This is a genomic window from Rathayibacter sp. AY1B6, from assembly GCF_002932755.1.
GTDB lineage: Bacteria > Actinomycetota > Actinomycetes > Actinomycetales > Microbacteriaceae > Rathayibacter.
This window is the reverse complement of the sequence record NZ_PSWL01000004.1, coordinates 54,512-69,779: the sequence shown is the minus strand read 5'-3', so window position 1 is coordinate 69,779 and position 15,268 is coordinate 54,512. Positions and strand designations below refer to the sequence as shown.

Here is a 15,268-nt window from a genome sequence, read left to right as displayed (position 1 = left end):
TCCGGGGCGCGTCTGCGGGGCCGGGGCGCCCACGGGCGGACACCGGGACGGCCGCGGCCCCCGCCTCAGGCGTCGGCGCCGGCGTCCCTGCCGAGCACCGCGGCGAGCTCGCCCCGCCCGCCGATCCCGAGCTTGCGGTACGCCGAGTACAGGTGCGCGCCGACCGTGCGCGGCGAGAGGAACAGGTTCTGCGCGATCGCGCGGTTCGACAGCCCCGTGCTCGCGAGAGCGCAGATGCGCAGCTCCTGCGGGGTCAGCGTGGCCGCGGCCGGTGACGGAGCGTCCGCGATCCTCCCTCCGGCGGCCCGGAGCGCGTCGCGGGCCCGATCGGCCCAGGCGCGGATCGGCAGCTCCTCGAGCATCGCCAGCGACTCGCGGAGGAGGGGGCGCGCCTCCGCCGCCCGCCCGGCCCTGTGCAGCCCGTCGCCCACGAGCAGCAGCGCCCGCGCCCGCACGTACGGGAGCGGCGGCGGAGTCCGGCGCAGCAGCCCGGCCGCGGCGTCCGGCGCTCCATCTGCGAGCGCCACCGCGACCTGCGAGTAGCGGACCGCCGCCTCGATCATCGGCTGGTGCCAGCGCTCGAAGAGCGATTCCAGCCTCGCGGCGTGCAGGCGCACGACTCCGACGTCTCCGGTCGCGAGAGCCGCGTCGACGAGGTCGGGCGTGGTCAGGATCGCGAAGCCGGGGTTCAGGGAGTCGTCGTCCGTATCGAGGAGGGGCAGGAGCTCCGGAACGGCGTCGCCGGGCCGCGACTCGAGGACCGCCACCGCCGCTCTCGATCCGCGGAGCGTCGCCCGCATCACGCTGGAGCAGAGGACGGCCGCGCCGATCGCGCTGCCCGCACTGATCGCCTCGGGATCGGGCGCGACGCCCTCCATCGCGTCGAACCAGGCCAGGCAGGCCCGGGACGCGGTCTCGAAGCCGACGTCCCCCAGGTCGCTGCCGAGGACGAGCGCCTCCTCCGCGAAGGAGCGGGCGCGCGAGAAGCGGCCCGCGAGCGACGTGGTCATCGAGGCGGCGAGGAGCGCCTGCGGGAGGATCCGGATGTCGCCGCGCGCGCGCAGCCCGGTGATCGCCTCCTCCAGGAGCTCCCGGGCGACCTCGACCTCGCCCGCCGTGTTGAGCGCGTAGCCGAGCCACCACGCCTCCTCCGGACCGCTCGCCCCGCCGGCCGCCGCGAGCGCACGCCGGACGACCTCGTCGCCGCGGGCGATCGGCTCGGTCACCGCCGCGAGCAGGACGGCGCGCGGATCGGAGTCGTCGAGGGCGAGCGCGCGCACCGCCTGGATCATCGGCTCCCCCGGCGACGCCTCGCGGTTGTGGTCCCAGGCGATGGCGGCGAGGTGCAGGAGCGCGGCCGTGGCGGCGTCGACGGCTCCGCTGCTCTGCAGCGCGTTCACCGCGGCGAGCGCGGGCGAGAGGTCGCCCCGAGAGAGGGCCGTCCGCCCGGTCGGCAGCGTCTCGCGCGTCCAGGCGGCGCGGGCGGTGAGCACCGGATCGACGGTCTCGCCCGCCGCGCGGTGCACGAGCAGCGCCGCCTCCGCGGTCCGGCCGGCGAGACCGGAGTACTCGGCCGCGTCGATCAGGCGCGAGACGCGCAGCGGCCCGGCGGGGGTCAGCTCCGCGGACCGCTCCATCGCCTGGGCCGCCAGGACGACGTCGCCGGTCGCCAGGCCCGACGCCGCGAGACCGGCGAGCTCCTCGCCCACCGGCCCGTCCGAGCCCGTCGCGAGCTCCGAGCGCCACCACAGCGTCCGGCTCGGATCGTCGCGGTGCTCCTGCACGAGCGTGCGGAGCACGGCCGCGCGCTCGGAGGGGCGGCTCACGCTCGTCACCGCGGACTGCACGAGGGGGTGCCGGAAGCGGAGGCCGCTTCCCGGCGTCCAGCTGAGCAGCGACGCGGCGACGGCTCTGTCGATCCAGGAGGGATCGGGGTGGCGGCCGAGCGCCAGGTTCGCCAGCCGGCTCGCCTCCTCCGCCGTCGCGACGTCGCCCAGCGCCACGGCCAGCACGGCGAGCCGCGAGGGCTGGTCGAGCTCCGCGAAGCGTTCGGCGAAGGCCGACTCGAGGCGTCCGGTCACCGCGCGGTCCTCCGCCTCGTCGGCCGACGGGTCGCGCCCGGTCAGCTCCACCAGGGCCAGCGGATTCCCGCGGGCGAGGTCGAGCAGAGCGCGCCGAGCGGCGCCGCGAGGAGGATGCGGGAGCGTGTCGAGGAGCGCGGCCGAGTCGGCGGCCGACAGCGGCCCGAGGTGGAGGTGCTCGAGGCCGGAGTCCTCCTCGGGCCGGTCCCTCGTGGTCATCACGACGACGACGCGGTCCTCCCCGATGCGCCGGGCGAGCATCCGCAGCGCCCATGCCGACTCCGGGTCGATCCGGTGCAGGTCCTCGACGACGACCAGCAGGGGCCGATCGGCGGCGGCATCGCTCAGGAGGGTCAGGGCCGAGAGGCCGGCCAGCAGCGGCGTCGGCTGCACTCCCTCCGCAAGATGGAAGGCGACGCCGAGCGCGTCCCGCTGCGGAAGAGGCAGGCCGTCGAGGCCCGGGCGGAGCGGGTGCAGGAGCAGCTGCAGCGCCGCGTACTGATCGCCCGACTCCGCTGCGGAGCCCGCGGTGCGCAGCACCCGCACGTCGCGGGAGCGCGCGTAGGCGACGACGTCCTCGACCAGGGTGGTCTTGCCGACCCCGGCGTCTCCGTCGATGACGAGCGCCGACCCGTGGGCGGCGATGCGGTCGACCAGCAGGCGGAGCCGCGCGAGCTCCGATCCCCGACCGACGACGAGCGTGTCCCGCTTCACGCGTCGAGTATCGCACCCTCGCGCAGACACTCCTCGACCCGGTGGCGGGCCCGGATGAAATCGATCGCGGCGGCCGCAGCGCTGCCGGCGGCGCCGAAGAAGGAGGTCAGGAAGTGGTCGCCTCCGTGCACCTCCAGGGTCTGCCAGCGGAAGGCGATGAAGCCGAAGGGGTCGACGCGCACCGGCGACGAGCCCTCGCGGAGCGGATACGCCTCCTGGCTCGCCCAGACGCGGCGGAAGACCCGCGAGCGGCCCCCGAGCGAGGCGACCAGCACCCGCAGCCGCGGGTCCGCCGGGTCGGAGTGGAAGCGGAGGGCCGCGGTCATCACGGCGATCGTGCGGTCCCAGTCCTCGTGCCGGGCGGCGTCGGTCTCGAGCGCCGCCGCGTCGACGACGGCCTCGATCATGTTGGTCCCCTGCTCGCAGACCAGGGGCAGGAACAGACGGCCGAGCTCGTTCACGGCGACGAGGTCCTGGTAGCGGTCCACCACGTAGGCGGGCGTCGTGGTCCAGGACGAGACCATGCTCGTCAGGCTGCCGATCTGCGCCGGCGTCGGCGCGGCCTGCGCCCACCCCGGCGAGCGCCGCGGCGCGGCGTGCCCGCCGAGCCGGAAGAGGTAGTCGCGCCCGTCCGCGTCGAGGCGGAACGCGCGGGCCAGGGCGTCCAGGACCTGCGCCGAGGGGCGGCGGTCCTTGCCCTGCTCGAGCCGCAGGTAGTAGTCCGGGCTGATCCCCGCGAGCACGGCGACCTCCTGCCGGCGCAGCCCGCTGACCCGGCGACGTCCGTCGGTCCCCAGGCCGACCTCATCGGGGCGCAGCCGGTCGCGGTGCCCCCGGAGGTAGGCGCCGAGCCGCGCGGTGTCCGTGTCCACGATCCCGCCCTTCTCTCCCCTCGAGGCTAGGGAGGCGGCGGGCCCGGCTCCACGGGACGCCGACCTAGATCCGCGGCGGGAGTACCTAGATCGGCGGGGCGGAGACGTCCGGGCGGTGGCGGTGGCGGCGGCGGCGGTGCGCGGCGGTGCGCGGCGGGGTGCGGCGGGGTGCGGAGGAGCGCACCGGCACTCGGCGCCCCCCTCCGCGGTCAGGCCCCCTCCGCGGTCGGGCCGGCTCCGCAGTCAGCTCAGCTCCGCCGCGGCGTCGGCGATGACCCGCGCGACCTCCTCCGGGTGCGAGCGCATCACCAGGTGCGGCGCGTCGAGCTCGACGACCGACCGCACGCCCGCCCGCCGGTAGCCGAACCGCTCGACGTCCGGGTTGATCGTCCGGTCCGCGGCCGCGACGACGCCCCAGCTCGGCCGGGTCCGCCAGGCGGCGACCGGGGCGGCCTCTCCGAACGCCAGAGCCGCGAGCGGGCGCTGGCCGACCGCGAGCACCGCCGCCTCGGCCGGATCGATCCCGGCCGCGAACACCTCCGGGAACGCCGACACCGCGACCGACACGTCCGTTCCCGGCTCCGCTCCGTCGATCGGGAACGGGGTGTAGACGAGGTTCGCCGGGAGGTCGGAGTCCGGGAAGGCTCCCTGCAGCTGCCCGAGGCTCTCCCCCTCCTCGAGCGCGTAGGCCGCGAGGTAGACGAGGCCGACCACGTTCTCCGCGGCGCCCGCCACCGTGATCACGGCGCCGCCGTACGAGTGGCCCGCGAGCAGGACCGGCCCGTCGAGCTGCTCCACGAAGGAGCGGAGGTACTCCGCATCGCCGAGCAGGCTGCGGTTCGGCACGGCCGGGACGCGCACCGCGTGGCCGGCGTCGAGCAGGATCCGCGTGACCGGGGCGAAGCTCGCGGCGTCGGCGAACGCCCCGTGGACGAGGACGATGGTGGGTGCGGTCATGGGTCTGTCCTTCCGGTCGGGCTGCGGTCCGGCAGCCGACTGCGCAGCCGATGCGGACCCGGGCCGAACCTAGGGCGGCGGACGGCGCGCGTCGTGACCCCGCGACTCCCCTGCCGACCGGGCGGCCGCCTGTCGCCCGCCCGAGGACACCCTCCAGTGCTCGTCCCGCCCGCTCACGGCGGGCCCGGCCCGCTGCAGCGTCCGCGTCCTGGTCCCGGCGGGGTCACCCTCCGCCGGCCGGATGTCCGAGGGCGCGACGCGTCGACGCGCCGGCTCCGCCTGCTCGAGCGCCCGGGATCGCGGCGGGGCGGCTCTCAGGCTCTTCCGGCCGGAGACCGGGGCCGCGGCGCGTCAGCTCGCGAACTCCTCCGGCCAGCCCAGCGCGGCCAGCGACCGGCGCACGCGCTCGATGTCCTCCTCCGAGGGCAGCTCCGACGTCACTCCAGCGATCGCGGTGCCGACGTCCGCGCGGGAGGCGGGCGCGTCGGCGGCGAGACCGGCGGCCACCTCGGCGACCTCCTCGTCGCTCAGACGACGTCGGAGGAGAGCCAGCAGCGGCACGAAGTCCTGCTCGGGAAGCCCGGCGGGGTAGCCGGCGCGCAGCCAGCGGACGATGCGCGTGACCAGGCCCTCGCGGGTGTCCGGCTCGGCCAGCGAATCCGGACCCGCCAGCGGCCAGCCCGCGCTCGCGAGCCGCGAGGAGACGCGGGCGACGTCCTCGGGCATCGCCGGTCCGAGCAGCAGCTGCTCGATCCGCTCGCGCACCACAGCCCGCGAGACGACCGTCTCGGCCCGCTCCGACTCCGACAGGAGCTGCGCGACGACCTGCTCGACCTCGTCGGTCGTGAGGCTGCGGCGCAGCAGGCCCAGCAGCGGCAGGTAGTCCTGCTCCGGCACGCCGGACGGGTAGCCCGCGCGCAGCCAGCCGACCACGCGGGCGACGATCCCCTCCCGCGCCGCGATCGGATCGGTCGAGGCCATGCTCAGCCCTTGGGCACGAAGGTCGGGATCACGTGCTCGAAGCTCACCGACTGGCCCAGGCCCGTCGCGATGATGACGCTCAGGCCGATCACGACGGAGCCCACGACGAGCGCGAAGCAGAGCACGCCGATCCCGCGCAGCACCGGTGCGGGCAGACCGCTCCGGACCGAGGGGGCGTCGGACCCGCCCGAGGCGGGAGCACCGGCGGCGACGGCGAAGGAGCGGACGCCGACGGCGAAGAGCACGGGGAGGCCTGCTCCGAGGAGCACGGCGACGAGGGCCACCTGGCCGGCGGCGGAGAGGAAGAGGGAGAGCACGGTGCGGATCCTTTCGCTCAGACGCCGGCGGTCTCGGGCGCGGGGCGTGCCGCCGCGTCCTGCCACTCGTCGTTGACGTTGTGCGCGCCGATGCTGTCGCGGCGCGAGCGGATGTAGATGAAGGAGGCGACGGCGACGAGGACCGCGGCCATCAGCAGGCCGCCGGCCGCGCCTCCGACGAGGTGGCCGATCCACCACATCACGGCGCCGACCAGGGCGGCGGCCGGAAGCGTGATGACCCACGCGATCACCATGCGCAGCGCCACGCGCCAGCGCACCTGCGCGCCGGGTCGGCCGACTCCGGAGCCGAGGATCGAGCCGGTCGCGACGTGGGTGGTCGAGAGCGCGAAGCCGAGGTGGCTGGAGGCGAGGATGACCGCGGCGGAGGCGCTCTCGGCGGCCATGCCCTGCGGGGTGTCGATCTCGACGAGGCCCTTGCCGACGGTGCGGATGATCCGCCAGCCGCCGATGTAGGTGCCGAGCGAGATGGCCAGCGCGCAGCTGAGCTTGACCCAGAAGGGGACCGACTCGGTGTCGCTCCAGCCGCCGGCCGCGATCAGCGCGAGCGTGATCACTCCCATGGTCTTCTGCGCGTCGTTGGTGCCGTGCGCGAGCGAGACGAGGGAGGCGCTGCCGATCTGCCCGAAGCGGAAGCCGCGGTGGAGGCTCTTCTCGGCGAGGTTCCCGATCACACGGAAGACGAGCCAGGTGCCGATCGCCGCGACCGCTCCGGCGAGGACGGGCGACATCAGCGCCGGGAGGATCACCTTGCCGACGACGCCGTCGAGCTTGGTCCCGTCGCCGGCCCAGTTCACGCCGTTGAGCCCGAGGCCCGCGAGAGCGGAGCCGATCAGGCCGCCGAAGAGGGCGTGCGACGAGCTCGAGGGCAGGCCGAGCAGCCAGGTCAGCAGGTTCCAGACGATGCCGCCGATGAGGCCGGCCAGCACGATCAGCAGCAGAGCGGATCCGCCGTCCTCGAGCAGCGCCGGATCAGGTGCGCCGGAGGAGTCCTGGATCTTGACGACCGCGTTGGTGACGGTCAGCGCCACCTCGATGCTGAGGAACGCACCGACGAGATTCAGCGACGCCGAGAGGGCGACGGCGGTGCGGGGCTTCAGGGCACCGGTCGCGATGGACGTGGCCATCGCGTTCGCCGTGTCATGGAAGCCGTTGGTGAAGTCGAAGGCGAGGGCCGTGACGACGACGAGCGCGAGCAGGATGAAGGGATCCACGCAGACATGATGCTCCCGTGGCGGGAGGCGTCCCGGCGTGGTCGCGAGGCTTCACCTGCTGTTCACCTCGTGGGGTACGCCCGCCCGAGTAACCTGTGCGGATTCTCAGGCGGGCGGTGCGTCGGGCGGGTGGCGGTTCTCCGGAGCGCGCGTCGGCGGGCGGCGCTCCAGCGGACGGCGGTTCACCCGTGCCGGCACTGACGTGCGGCGCTCAGGCGAGCGTGTTCAGGAGGCCGAGCGCGGCAGCGGCGGGGTGAGGTCCGGGGTGTGCGCGGGGTCGGAGTCGGGGGCCGGCTCCTGCGGGGCGGCGGACTCGGCCGCGGTCTCGGAGTCCTCGGAGGACTCCTGGTCCTCGACGGGCTCCTGCGAGCCGGGCAGCGGCGGGGTGAGGTCGAGGGCGCCGACCGCCGGCTCGGCGGCGTGCTTCGGCGCAGCCGGGCGGTTCTCGGCCGCGGCCGCCTTCTTCGCCGCCTTCTCCTGGGTGCGCGTGAGCTTCTCGGTCTGCTCCGCCAGCTTGCGGGCCTTCTTGCGCAGCTTCTTGCTGGAGTCGCGGACCGCCTCGTGCGCTGCGCGCACCGACTTCTCGGCCTTCTTCAGCGCCTTCTTCGCGCGCTTCTGCGCCGCCTTGTCGCGTGCGTCCTTGTCCTTGCCGGTCCCGGCCATGTCCGCTCCTCCGCTCGTCGACCACTCCGGCCGACTCCCCCACGCTACCGAGCGGTACCCGCCCCGCGAACCCGCTGGCGAGCGCGCCCGGGTCGCGCTAGGCGCGCGGGAGGCGGGCGTTCTGCGGCCGTGCCGTCCTTGCTCCTCTGACCCCGGCTGCCCCCTCCCCTCCTCCGCGAGATGCCACCCCGGTTCTCGCGAGATGCCACTCCCCGGTCCGCGAGATGCCACTTGCGCGGGCGACACGCCGAGCCGAGCGGACTCAACTGGCATCTCGCGGGGCGGAGGGAGGCGGCAGCGGACGGCCGGGAGTCGCGGAGGGCGGCGGCCCTGTTCGCGGCTGGGAGTCGCGGGCGAGTCGGCCCCGCGGAGGGCGCGGGTTCGGCAGGCTGGGGCGATGGTCTTCCAGCACGATCCCGGCGGCTACCAGGGCCGCGCGGGACTCCGCCGCCCGATGCGCGGGCCCAAGCGCGACAGATGGATGTGGTGGCGCCTGGGCTCCGGAATCGCGGCGACGGTCGCCGGCGTGATCGCCCTGCTCGTCTTCACCGCCGACCGCTGAGCACGCCGCCGACCCGGCGTACCCCCGCCGCCGCTCGTCGAGCACTCCCGCCTCGCGCGCGCAGAGACACCGCCGAATGCACCCGGTCACCGGCGGCAGCACGGCGTCTCGGCGATCGGGCGGCGTCTCGCGCGGCAGCCGACGCGGCGCCCCTCCCGGCCACCTCGCCCCGGCGCACCACTCCCGCCACTCCGGATCGAGAGCCGATCGATGCGCTCAACCGCTTGACTCCGGAGGGTTCTCTCAGGTCGGATCCGGCGGATCGCGGGTAGTTTGGAGGGTCGCACCGGCTCAGCCGTGCGATCAGCCCCACTGCCCCACCCGGCGCTCGCCTCCCCCTCGAGTGTCGGCAGACCTGGAACCTCCTCTGCATGCACCGTTCGTCACGCGCCTCGACTCCCACCCCCGCAGGAGCCGAGACCGGCAGTCCGTCCGCCCTCCCGACCCGTCGCTCGCTCCGTGACTCGGAGTCCCGCAGCCGCCGCGCTTCCCGCGGCCCGTCGCGCCCCCGGGTCTCCGCCGTCGCCGCGATGACCCTCGTGGCCGGCATCGCGATCACCTCGACGATGCCCGCGTTCGCCGTGGGCGGCACCGCCGACTCCGAGCTGACCCGCGACACGGCCACTGCCGTCGCCGCGGCCCGCCCGCAGAGCTTCGTGGCGGCCGGAGTCGTGCAGCAGAGCGTCACCCGCGACTCCTTCGCCGCCGAGGCCAAGCCCGAGGTCCTCGTCCCCACCGCGTCCCTCGACGCGATCACGGCGACCTCCGGCGAGTCGACCGCGGCCGCCGCCGGAGCGTCCGGAGCGTGGGTCGTCCCGATCTCGGGTCACATCAGCAGCAGCTACGGTCCCCGCCCCGACGCGCCGGTCGCCGGCGTGAACCTGTTCCACAAGGGCACCGACCTCGCCGGCGCCTGCGGCACGCCCGTCCTCGCGGCCTCCAGCGGCACCGTCGAGGAGGCGTCGTACCAGGGCAGCTACGGCAACTGGATCCTGCTCGACAACGGCGGCGGCATCGAGACCGGCTACGCCCACAACAGCGAGCTGATGGTGTCGGTCGGCGAGAGCGTCACCGTCGGCCAGGTCATCGCGCTGCGCGGCTCGACCGGCGCCTCCACCGGCTGCCACCTGCACTTCGAGACGCGGGTCGACGGCGAGGCGGTCGACGCCGTGCCGTTCATGGCCGAGCTCGGCGTCCCGATCGGCTGACGCCCCCGTCGACTCGAGAACGCAGAAGTCGCGGTGATCGCTCTCGACCACCGCGACTTCTGCGTTCTCGTGCGCCCTCCGGCGGGCGTCAGGGCCCGGGGACGGTCCGCGCTCCGGTGGAGACGGCGGCCGACCAGTGCGCGTCGTCCGGCACCGTGGTCACCCTGATCTCGGCGTCCTGCTCGACGGCGATCTGCATGGTGCCCGTGTTGCCGCCTCCCGTGCCGGTGCGAGTCGTGCCCGGGCTGTAGACGCAGGACGATCCGCTCGTCATCAGGCCGACGACCTCGATCGTCACCTCGGCGTCCGCCGTGTCGCAGGCGACCGAGACGGTGATGTGCAGCGGCTCCCCGTTGAGGTTCACGGTCTGCGGATCGTCGGGGCCGACCTGGTCGGTCCACCGCACGGCGGCGGTCGCTCCCTCGGGCAGCGTCACAGGCCCGAGCGGAGCGTCGGTGGGCGTCGCGGTCGGAGCGGTCGTCGTCGGGGCGGCGGTGCCGGAAGCGGTCGGTGCCGTCTCCTCCGCCTGGTCGGCGCCGCCCGTGCAGCCGCTCAGAGCGAGCGCCGCGAGCAGTGCCGAGGCGCCCAGCGCGGTCGCGCGCCGTCCGGCCCGGAGTCCCGTCGCCCGGCGCGGAGCGGTCGTTCTCGTGGTGTCCACGGTGGTTCCCCCTGTCCACTGGCGTCCCTCCGGTCTACCCGAGCCCGCGCGGCCGCGGACCGCACTCTGCGGCGGTTGCCAGGGTCGGGAGCCGTGCTGCGGATCGACGTGGAGCTCCTCCGAATCGGCGCGGCGGCCCGTCGATCCGCTCGGGTGCCGCGGATGATCGGCTCCGGGCGGATCCGACGCCCGCCGCTCCCGGCGCATCCCGCCGAGCCGGCCCCTCCGCACCCGGAAGGCACCGCCATGATCGCCTCGAACACCTACCCCTTCGCCGGACGCACCGTCCTGGTCACCGGAGCCGGCTCCGGCATCGGCCGCTCCATCGCGCGCGCCTTCCTCGAGCAGGGCGCGAGCGTCGCGGTCGCCGGGCGCACCCCCGCCACGCTCGAGGAGACCGTCGCCGGCTTCCCGGCCGAGCGCGTCCTGATCGTCCCCACCGACGTCTCGGTCCGAGCCGAGGTCGACGCGCTCGTCGAGGGCACCGTCGCGAGGTTCGGCGGGATCGACGTCCTCGTGAACAACGCGGCCGGCCACCTCGGCGGCCCGATCGAGGAGGTGGAGGACGACGCCTGGCACTCCCTCTTCGCCACGAACGTCGACGCCCTCTTCTACGCGGTGAGGGCGGCGCTCCCGCACCTGAAGGCGAGCCGCGGCAACATCGTCGTCGTCTCCTCCGTGTCGGGCATCCGCGGCGACTGGGGCCAGGCCGCCTACAACGCGACCAAGGGCGCGATCACGACCTTCGTGCAGTCACTGGCCCTCGACTTCGGCGCGCACGGCGTGCGGGTCAACGCCGTCGCTCCCGCCTTCACGCAGACGCCGCTGACGGAGTCGATGGCGTCGACTCCCGAGGAGCTCGCGCCCTTCATCGACCGCATCGCCCTCGGACGCCCCGGACAGCCGGACGACATCGCCCCGCCGGTGCTCTTCCTCGCCAGCGCGGACGCGGCGTACATCACCGGCGCGATCCTCGCCGTGGACGGCGGGACGAGCGCCTCGACGGGGCAGCCGCACCTCTAGCCGGGCTAGGGAAGCAGCAGCTCGTCCACCTGTCGAAGGCCGCAGAGGGCACGGTGTGTCCGTAGGAGAACGCACAGTGATAGCGGTCGTGGCCTCAAGCGTGGCAGGAGAGCCGGACATCACCCTCACCGGCGTCGCATCGGGGATTTCATGGTCGGCGCCGCCACTAGAGGCAGAATTGACGGAATGCTCTGGCGCCCGGTGAAATTTTGAGTCCTCGCCCCAATCTGCAGGCATCATGCGGCAGACTAGCGATGTGCCTGAAACCGAAACTACACGTCCGATGTGGACCGACGAGCCTTTTAACGTTGATTCCGAAGACTCGTTCGGCCGCGCATCCTTCACCGACACGATAGTGAAGCGGATACAGAGCGCTAGTGCGACTGATTCGAGCACGGTTTTTGGGCTGGTGGGTCCGTGGGGATCCGGTAAGACGTCAATTTCGGACCGTGTACGAGTCGGTCTTGCAAATGATTGGTTGATAGCGGACTTCACCCCGTGGTCAAGCGGGGACGCCGCCTCGATGTCTTTAGAATTTGTAAGCACATTAGCCGATCTCCTGGGCGAGAAAGCGGCAGGTGAATCGCGAGCGAAGCTGGCAAGTTATGCAGGCTTTATAGCACCGTTACTCGGTGCGATTCCGGTTGTCGGTGGTGGGGTGAAGGGCGCTGCTGAGCACGCTCTCGACGCTATCGCCAGCCGTCCGCCCTGGCATAAGCAGTTCGCAGAGTTTGCAAAATTGATTCAATCGCTCGAAAAGCGTGTGCTCATCGTGATAGATGACGTAGACCGGCTCGGCGGAAGTGAATTGCTCACTCTGCTAAGAATCATTAGACTACTCGGCCGTTTTCGCGGCGTTCATTATCTCATTGCATATGATCAAGATACAGTCGAAGACCTGTTGCGTTCTACCGGATCCGTGGGACGTTCTTCAGCTTTTATGGAAAAAATTGTTCAGTACCCCTTTGAAGTACCGCCCATTCCGCGCGCTGCGGCGATTCGCCTCCTGAATGGGCTGATAGAGGAGCTTCTTGCCGTAACTAACACGAGACTTGAGCCGCTGGACCTGCAACGCGCATCCGGTCTCGTCGATGCACTTGCGCCACAACTGCGTACGCCAAGAGGACTGGGGCGTTTCAAAGAGCACTTGGCGGCTTTCGCGGAACATGTACCGGCGGCCCGGTTGGATCTTCTCGATTACATTGCCGTGACGTGGCTTCGACTTAACGCACACGGCGTCTGGTCGCAACTTGAGTCTTGGTACCACGAGCTCACAAGCGGTGAACGAGCCACTTCCGTCACCGCGGCCGTGCCGCTCACAGCAGATGACTGGGAAGACAGGATTGCTGCGGCTCATCCGCAAGCGCACCGTGCAGGCACCTTGGAAGTACTGTCCTTCCTCTTCGAGGGCGTCGACATTCGAGGAAGGCGCTCGTTCGCGACGCACCCACGAGCAATGAACGACCGAACCTACTTCGGGCGCTACCTTCTTCTCGCAATCCCGGAGGACGACGTTGACGATGAATTAATCCGCATGGTTGGGTCCCAAACAGACATTGACAAATTTGAGAAGCCAGCCGGTGAACTCGCGAAGATCATTGATGGCAGCGACGACTCGCTCGCACACCTTGCTCTTACTCGCCTTGCGGCGCTTCGGTCCGGGAATGAGATTCCAAATCCTCTACTTCTGAAATTCCTTTCCGACCGAATCAAGTTAAGAAACGGAGAAGACGAGCGCGTTGGGTCCCCGCGAAACGGTTCGCGTGTGCTCCTTGCGAGAGAAGTAGCTGTTTCTATTCTCGCGGGCGAGATAAGCGCCGAGGCTGTTATCGAGCTACTCGGCGAGGAGGAGTCTCTGACTGTAGTCTGGATGGTACCTCGCTCGGCTGAGTTCCGCGGCAGAGGCCGCGAGATCGCCGACCACTTTGCACGCCTTTGGGCCAGCAATTTACGGAATGATCCGAGTAGGTATATGCACGAAGGTCGACTCGGCGCGGTCGCCGAAGTCGTCACCTACTGCCTAGAGCCTAAAGAGACAGAGGGCCTTTTAGACGGAAACATTACCGATTTCGATAGCTTACTCAAAATCGCGAAGGAATTTGTTTACGTGGCCGAATGGGTAGGAAATTCTCTTTCCTATGAGCTCCGCTTCCGAAAAGATGTATTTCAGCTACTCGTAAGCGCAGCAGTGCGCCAACAGTACCGCTCTGCCGTGCTCGGCAAAGCTGGACAGATACAGTATGAGACGGAAGATCGCCCCTCGCGCGAAATCTCGGAGGAGGTTCTGCTCGCGTTTGCAAACGACTCGCTAAGCGCGCTCTATACATAGCGGCGTGAGGAATCATGTCACTTTTGGGCGATCGCACGGCGGGGCATCCGCTCTCATGTCGCACAGATAGCCGCTACCGCACCTCGCCGCCATTCTATTCCGTTGAACGATCCCCTTAGGGGTCGACCTAATGCCCTCCTTGCCGAACACGGCGATGCCCTGCGACCAGAACTGGAACACCGAGATGATCGGGCTTCCGCGGGAGCCGAATTGCGAATACAGGTCGGGGAAGTCTGTCCACCGGCACACCTTCGCGGCTTCATCGAGGACCCCGACGAGGGGCGTGTGCAGTCGTCCGCCGGGTGAGGTGTCTGCGAGGTCGATCGCCGCCTCGAGGGTGGCCGCGGTGAGCGCGGTGACGAGGGGGCCAGCGGTGCCGGCGCCTTCCCTGGAGAGGGAGTAGAGCGTGCCGGAGCCGCGGACGGACCTCGCCGGGTCGAACTGCGGCCACGGGTCGGCGGTGCGGCGGAAGTTCACCCAGTCCGCGACCTGCGTGTTCCTCAAGTACGCCGCCACCTCCTGAGCGGTCGGGTAGACCGAGCCGCGCAGCTTCTCGGTGGACTGGATGATGCCGAGCACCGCGTCGCCTTTCATGGATATCCGCCGGAGCGCAGCAGCCGCACCGGCTCTTCGTTGGTGACGTCGGTGAGCCACGCGAACACCTGACTGATCGGCTTCTACCCGCCGCGGCGGCGAGCCGCCTCGAGGCCTCCCTGACCGCGCACCCAGACTCGACCGACACCTGTGGAGTATCGTGGAGTCAATTGCATGCAGACGCATGGATACGGACTCGCCGACCGCACGGCCTCCGAGCCCATCCCTCTTCGAGCAGGAGTCGTCATGACCACCACCAGCACCCGCTTCACCGACCGCGTCGTCCTCATCACCGGAGGAGGATCCGGACTCGGCCGCGCCGCCGCGGTCCGCCTCGCCCAGGAGGGCGCGAAGCTCGCCCTCGTCGACATCTCCGAGCAGGGCCTCGCCGCCACGGTCGACGTCCTGCCCGAGGGCACCGAGTCGATCACCGTCCTCGCCGACGTGTCGAAGGAGGCGGACGTCGACGCCTACGTCGCGCGCACCCTCGAGGCGTTCGGACGGATCGACGGCTTCTTCAACAACGCCGGCATCGAGGGCCGCCAGAACCTCACCGAGGACTTCACGGCCGACGAGTTCGACAAGGTCGTCGCGATCAACCTCCGGGGCGTGTTCCTCGGTCTCGAGAAGGTGCTGAAGGTGATGCGCGAGCAGGGCTCGGGCATGGTCGTCAACACCGCGAGCGTCGGCGGCATCACCGCGATCGGCAACCAGTCCGGCTACGCGGCCGCCAAGCACGGCGTCGTCGGCCTCACCCGCAACTCGGCGATCGAGTACGGCGAGTTCGGCATCCGCATCAACGCGATCGCGCCCGGGGCCATCTGGACCCCGATGGTCGAGAACTCGATGAAGCAGCTCGACCCCGAGAACCCGCGCAAGGCGGCCGAGGAGTTCATCCAGGTCAACCCGACCAAGCGCTACGGCGAGGCCGACGAGATCGCCTCGGTCGTCGCCTTCCTCCTCTCGGACGACGCCTCCTACGTCAACGCGACCGTCCTCCCGATCGACGGCGGTCAGTCGATCAAGTACTGAGGCCTGCTCCGCGGAGGGAGCGCCTGCCCCGGCGGGCGGCCCCCT

At 71.4% G+C, this 15,268-nt stretch carries 14 protein-coding genes; 5 read left to right on the top strand and 9 right to left on the bottom strand.

Annotated features, from left to right (window positions below; genetic code table 11):
* Positions 1-65: 65 nt before the first annotated feature.
* The 7 genes from C5D08_RS03045 to C5D08_RS03015 all read right to left on the bottom strand — a co-directional run bounded on the left by C5D08_RS03045 (position 66) and on the right by C5D08_RS03015 (position 7,817).
* On the bottom strand, positions 66-2,795 hold the full coding sequence (locus tag C5D08_RS03045; RefSeq protein WP_181110068.1) for an AAA family ATPase: 2,730 nt from the start codon (positions 2,793-2,795) through the stop codon (positions 66-68).
* Positions 2,792-3,667 (bottom strand): helix-turn-helix domain-containing protein, encoded by an 876-nt coding sequence (locus C5D08_RS03040; protein WP_181110066.1) that lies wholly within the window; start codon positions 3,665-3,667, stop codon positions 2,792-2,794. Before C5D08_RS03040 ends, C5D08_RS03045 begins: the two co-directional genes overlap by 4 nt.
* A gap of 243 nt (positions 3,668-3,910) precedes the next feature.
* Entirely contained in the window at positions 3,911-4,624 is a 714-nt protein-coding gene (locus C5D08_RS03035) for an alpha/beta fold hydrolase (RefSeq protein ID WP_104275760.1), read from the bottom strand.
* A gap of 351 nt (positions 4,625-4,975) precedes the next feature.
* Entirely contained in the window at positions 4,976-5,605 is a 630-nt protein-coding gene (locus tag C5D08_RS03030; protein ID WP_104275759.1) for a DUF3349 domain-containing protein, read from the bottom strand.
* Positions 5,606-5,607: 2 nt separating this feature from the next.
* Positions 5,608-5,922, bottom strand: a complete 315-nt coding sequence (locus C5D08_RS03025; RefSeq protein ID WP_104275758.1) for a hypothetical protein — start codon at positions 5,920-5,922, stop codon at positions 5,608-5,610.
* 17 nt (positions 5,923-5,939) lie between these two features.
* Positions 5,940-7,154: an inorganic phosphate transporter gene (locus tag C5D08_RS03020; protein ID WP_104275757.1), complete on the bottom strand. Its 1,215-nt coding sequence runs from the start codon at positions 7,152-7,154 to the stop codon at positions 5,940-5,942.
* A 225-nt stretch (positions 7,155-7,379) separates the two neighbouring features.
* Positions 7,380-7,817, bottom strand: coding sequence for a hypothetical protein (locus tag C5D08_RS03015; RefSeq protein WP_104275756.1), 438 nt, complete (start codon positions 7,815-7,817; stop codon positions 7,380-7,382).
* Between the two features lie 397 nt (positions 7,818-8,214).
* On the opposite strand from C5D08_RS03015, the gene C5D08_RS16895 reads away from it, so the two are divergent.
* On the top strand, positions 8,215-8,379 hold the full coding sequence (locus C5D08_RS16895; protein ID WP_181110064.1) for a hypothetical protein: 165 nt from the start codon (positions 8,215-8,217) through the stop codon (positions 8,377-8,379).
* 530 nt (positions 8,380-8,909) lie between these two features.
* Positions 8,910-9,587 carry a M23 family metallopeptidase gene (locus C5D08_RS03010; RefSeq protein ID WP_146086068.1) on the top strand — a complete coding sequence of 226 codons (678 nt, stop codon included), beginning with the start codon at positions 8,910-8,912 and terminating at the stop codon, positions 9,585-9,587.
* A gap of 88 nt (positions 9,588-9,675) precedes the next feature.
* Here C5D08_RS03010 and C5D08_RS03005 read toward each other — a convergent pair whose 3' ends face one another.
* Positions 9,676-10,245 carry a hypothetical protein gene (locus tag C5D08_RS03005; protein ID WP_104275754.1) on the bottom strand — a complete coding sequence of 190 codons (570 nt, stop codon included), beginning with the start codon at positions 10,243-10,245 and terminating at the stop codon, positions 9,676-9,678.
* Between the two features lie 246 nt (positions 10,246-10,491).
* On the opposite strand from C5D08_RS03005, the gene C5D08_RS03000 reads away from it, so the two are divergent.
* The gene (locus C5D08_RS03000) at positions 10,492-11,268 is read left to right on the top strand and encodes an SDR family NAD(P)-dependent oxidoreductase (protein ID WP_258067249.1); all 777 of its coding nucleotides are present in this window, start codon (positions 10,492-10,494) and stop codon (positions 11,266-11,268) included.
* Between the two features lie 256 nt (positions 11,269-11,524).
* Positions 11,525-13,597, top strand: coding sequence for a P-loop NTPase fold protein (locus tag C5D08_RS02995; protein ID WP_181110062.1), 2,073 nt, complete (start codon positions 11,525-11,527; stop codon positions 13,595-13,597).
* 12 nt (positions 13,598-13,609) lie between these two features.
* On the opposite strand, the gene C5D08_RS02990 is transcribed toward C5D08_RS02995, so the two are convergent.
* Positions 13,610-14,191: a TraM recognition domain-containing protein gene (locus C5D08_RS02990; protein ID WP_181110060.1), complete on the bottom strand. Its 582-nt coding sequence runs from the start codon at positions 14,189-14,191 to the stop codon at positions 13,610-13,612.
* 246 nt (positions 14,192-14,437) lie between these two features.
* Between C5D08_RS02990 and C5D08_RS02985 the strand changes: the two genes are divergently transcribed.
* Positions 14,438-15,223, top strand: coding sequence for a glucose 1-dehydrogenase (locus C5D08_RS02985; protein WP_258065340.1), 786 nt, complete (start codon positions 14,438-14,440; stop codon positions 15,221-15,223).
* Positions 15,224-15,268: the final 45 nt, after the last annotated feature.

Bases quoted from the DNA above. Each gene is read 5' to 3' on its own strand.
- C5D08_RS03010 (WP_146086068.1), top strand. From the start codon at position 8,910: ATGACCCTCGTGGCCGGCATCGCGATCACCTCGACGATGCCCGCGTTC.
- C5D08_RS03000 (WP_258067249.1), top strand. From the start codon at position 10,492: ATGATCGCCTCGAACACCTACCCCTTCGCCGGACGCACCGTCCTGGTC.
- C5D08_RS02990 (WP_181110060.1), bottom strand. From the start codon at position 14,191: ATGAAAGGCGACGCGGTGCTCGGCATCATCCAGTCCACCGAGAAGCTG.
- C5D08_RS02985 (WP_258065340.1), top strand. From the start codon at position 14,438: ATGACCACCACCAGCACCCGCTTCACCGACCGCGTCGTCCTCATCACC.
- C5D08_RS16895 (WP_181110064.1), top strand. From the start codon at position 8,215: ATGGTCTTCCAGCACGATCCCGGCGGCTACCAGGGCCGCGCGGGACTC.
- C5D08_RS03015 (WP_104275756.1), bottom strand. From the start codon at position 7,817: ATGGCCGGGACCGGCAAGGACAAGGACGCACGCGACAAGGCGGCGCAG.
- C5D08_RS03030 (WP_104275759.1), bottom strand. From the start codon at position 5,605: ATGGCCTCGACCGATCCGATCGCGGCGCGGGAGGGGATCGTCGCCCGC.
- C5D08_RS03035 (WP_104275760.1), bottom strand. From the start codon at position 4,624: ATGACCGCACCCACCATCGTCCTCGTCCACGGGGCGTTCGCCGACGCC.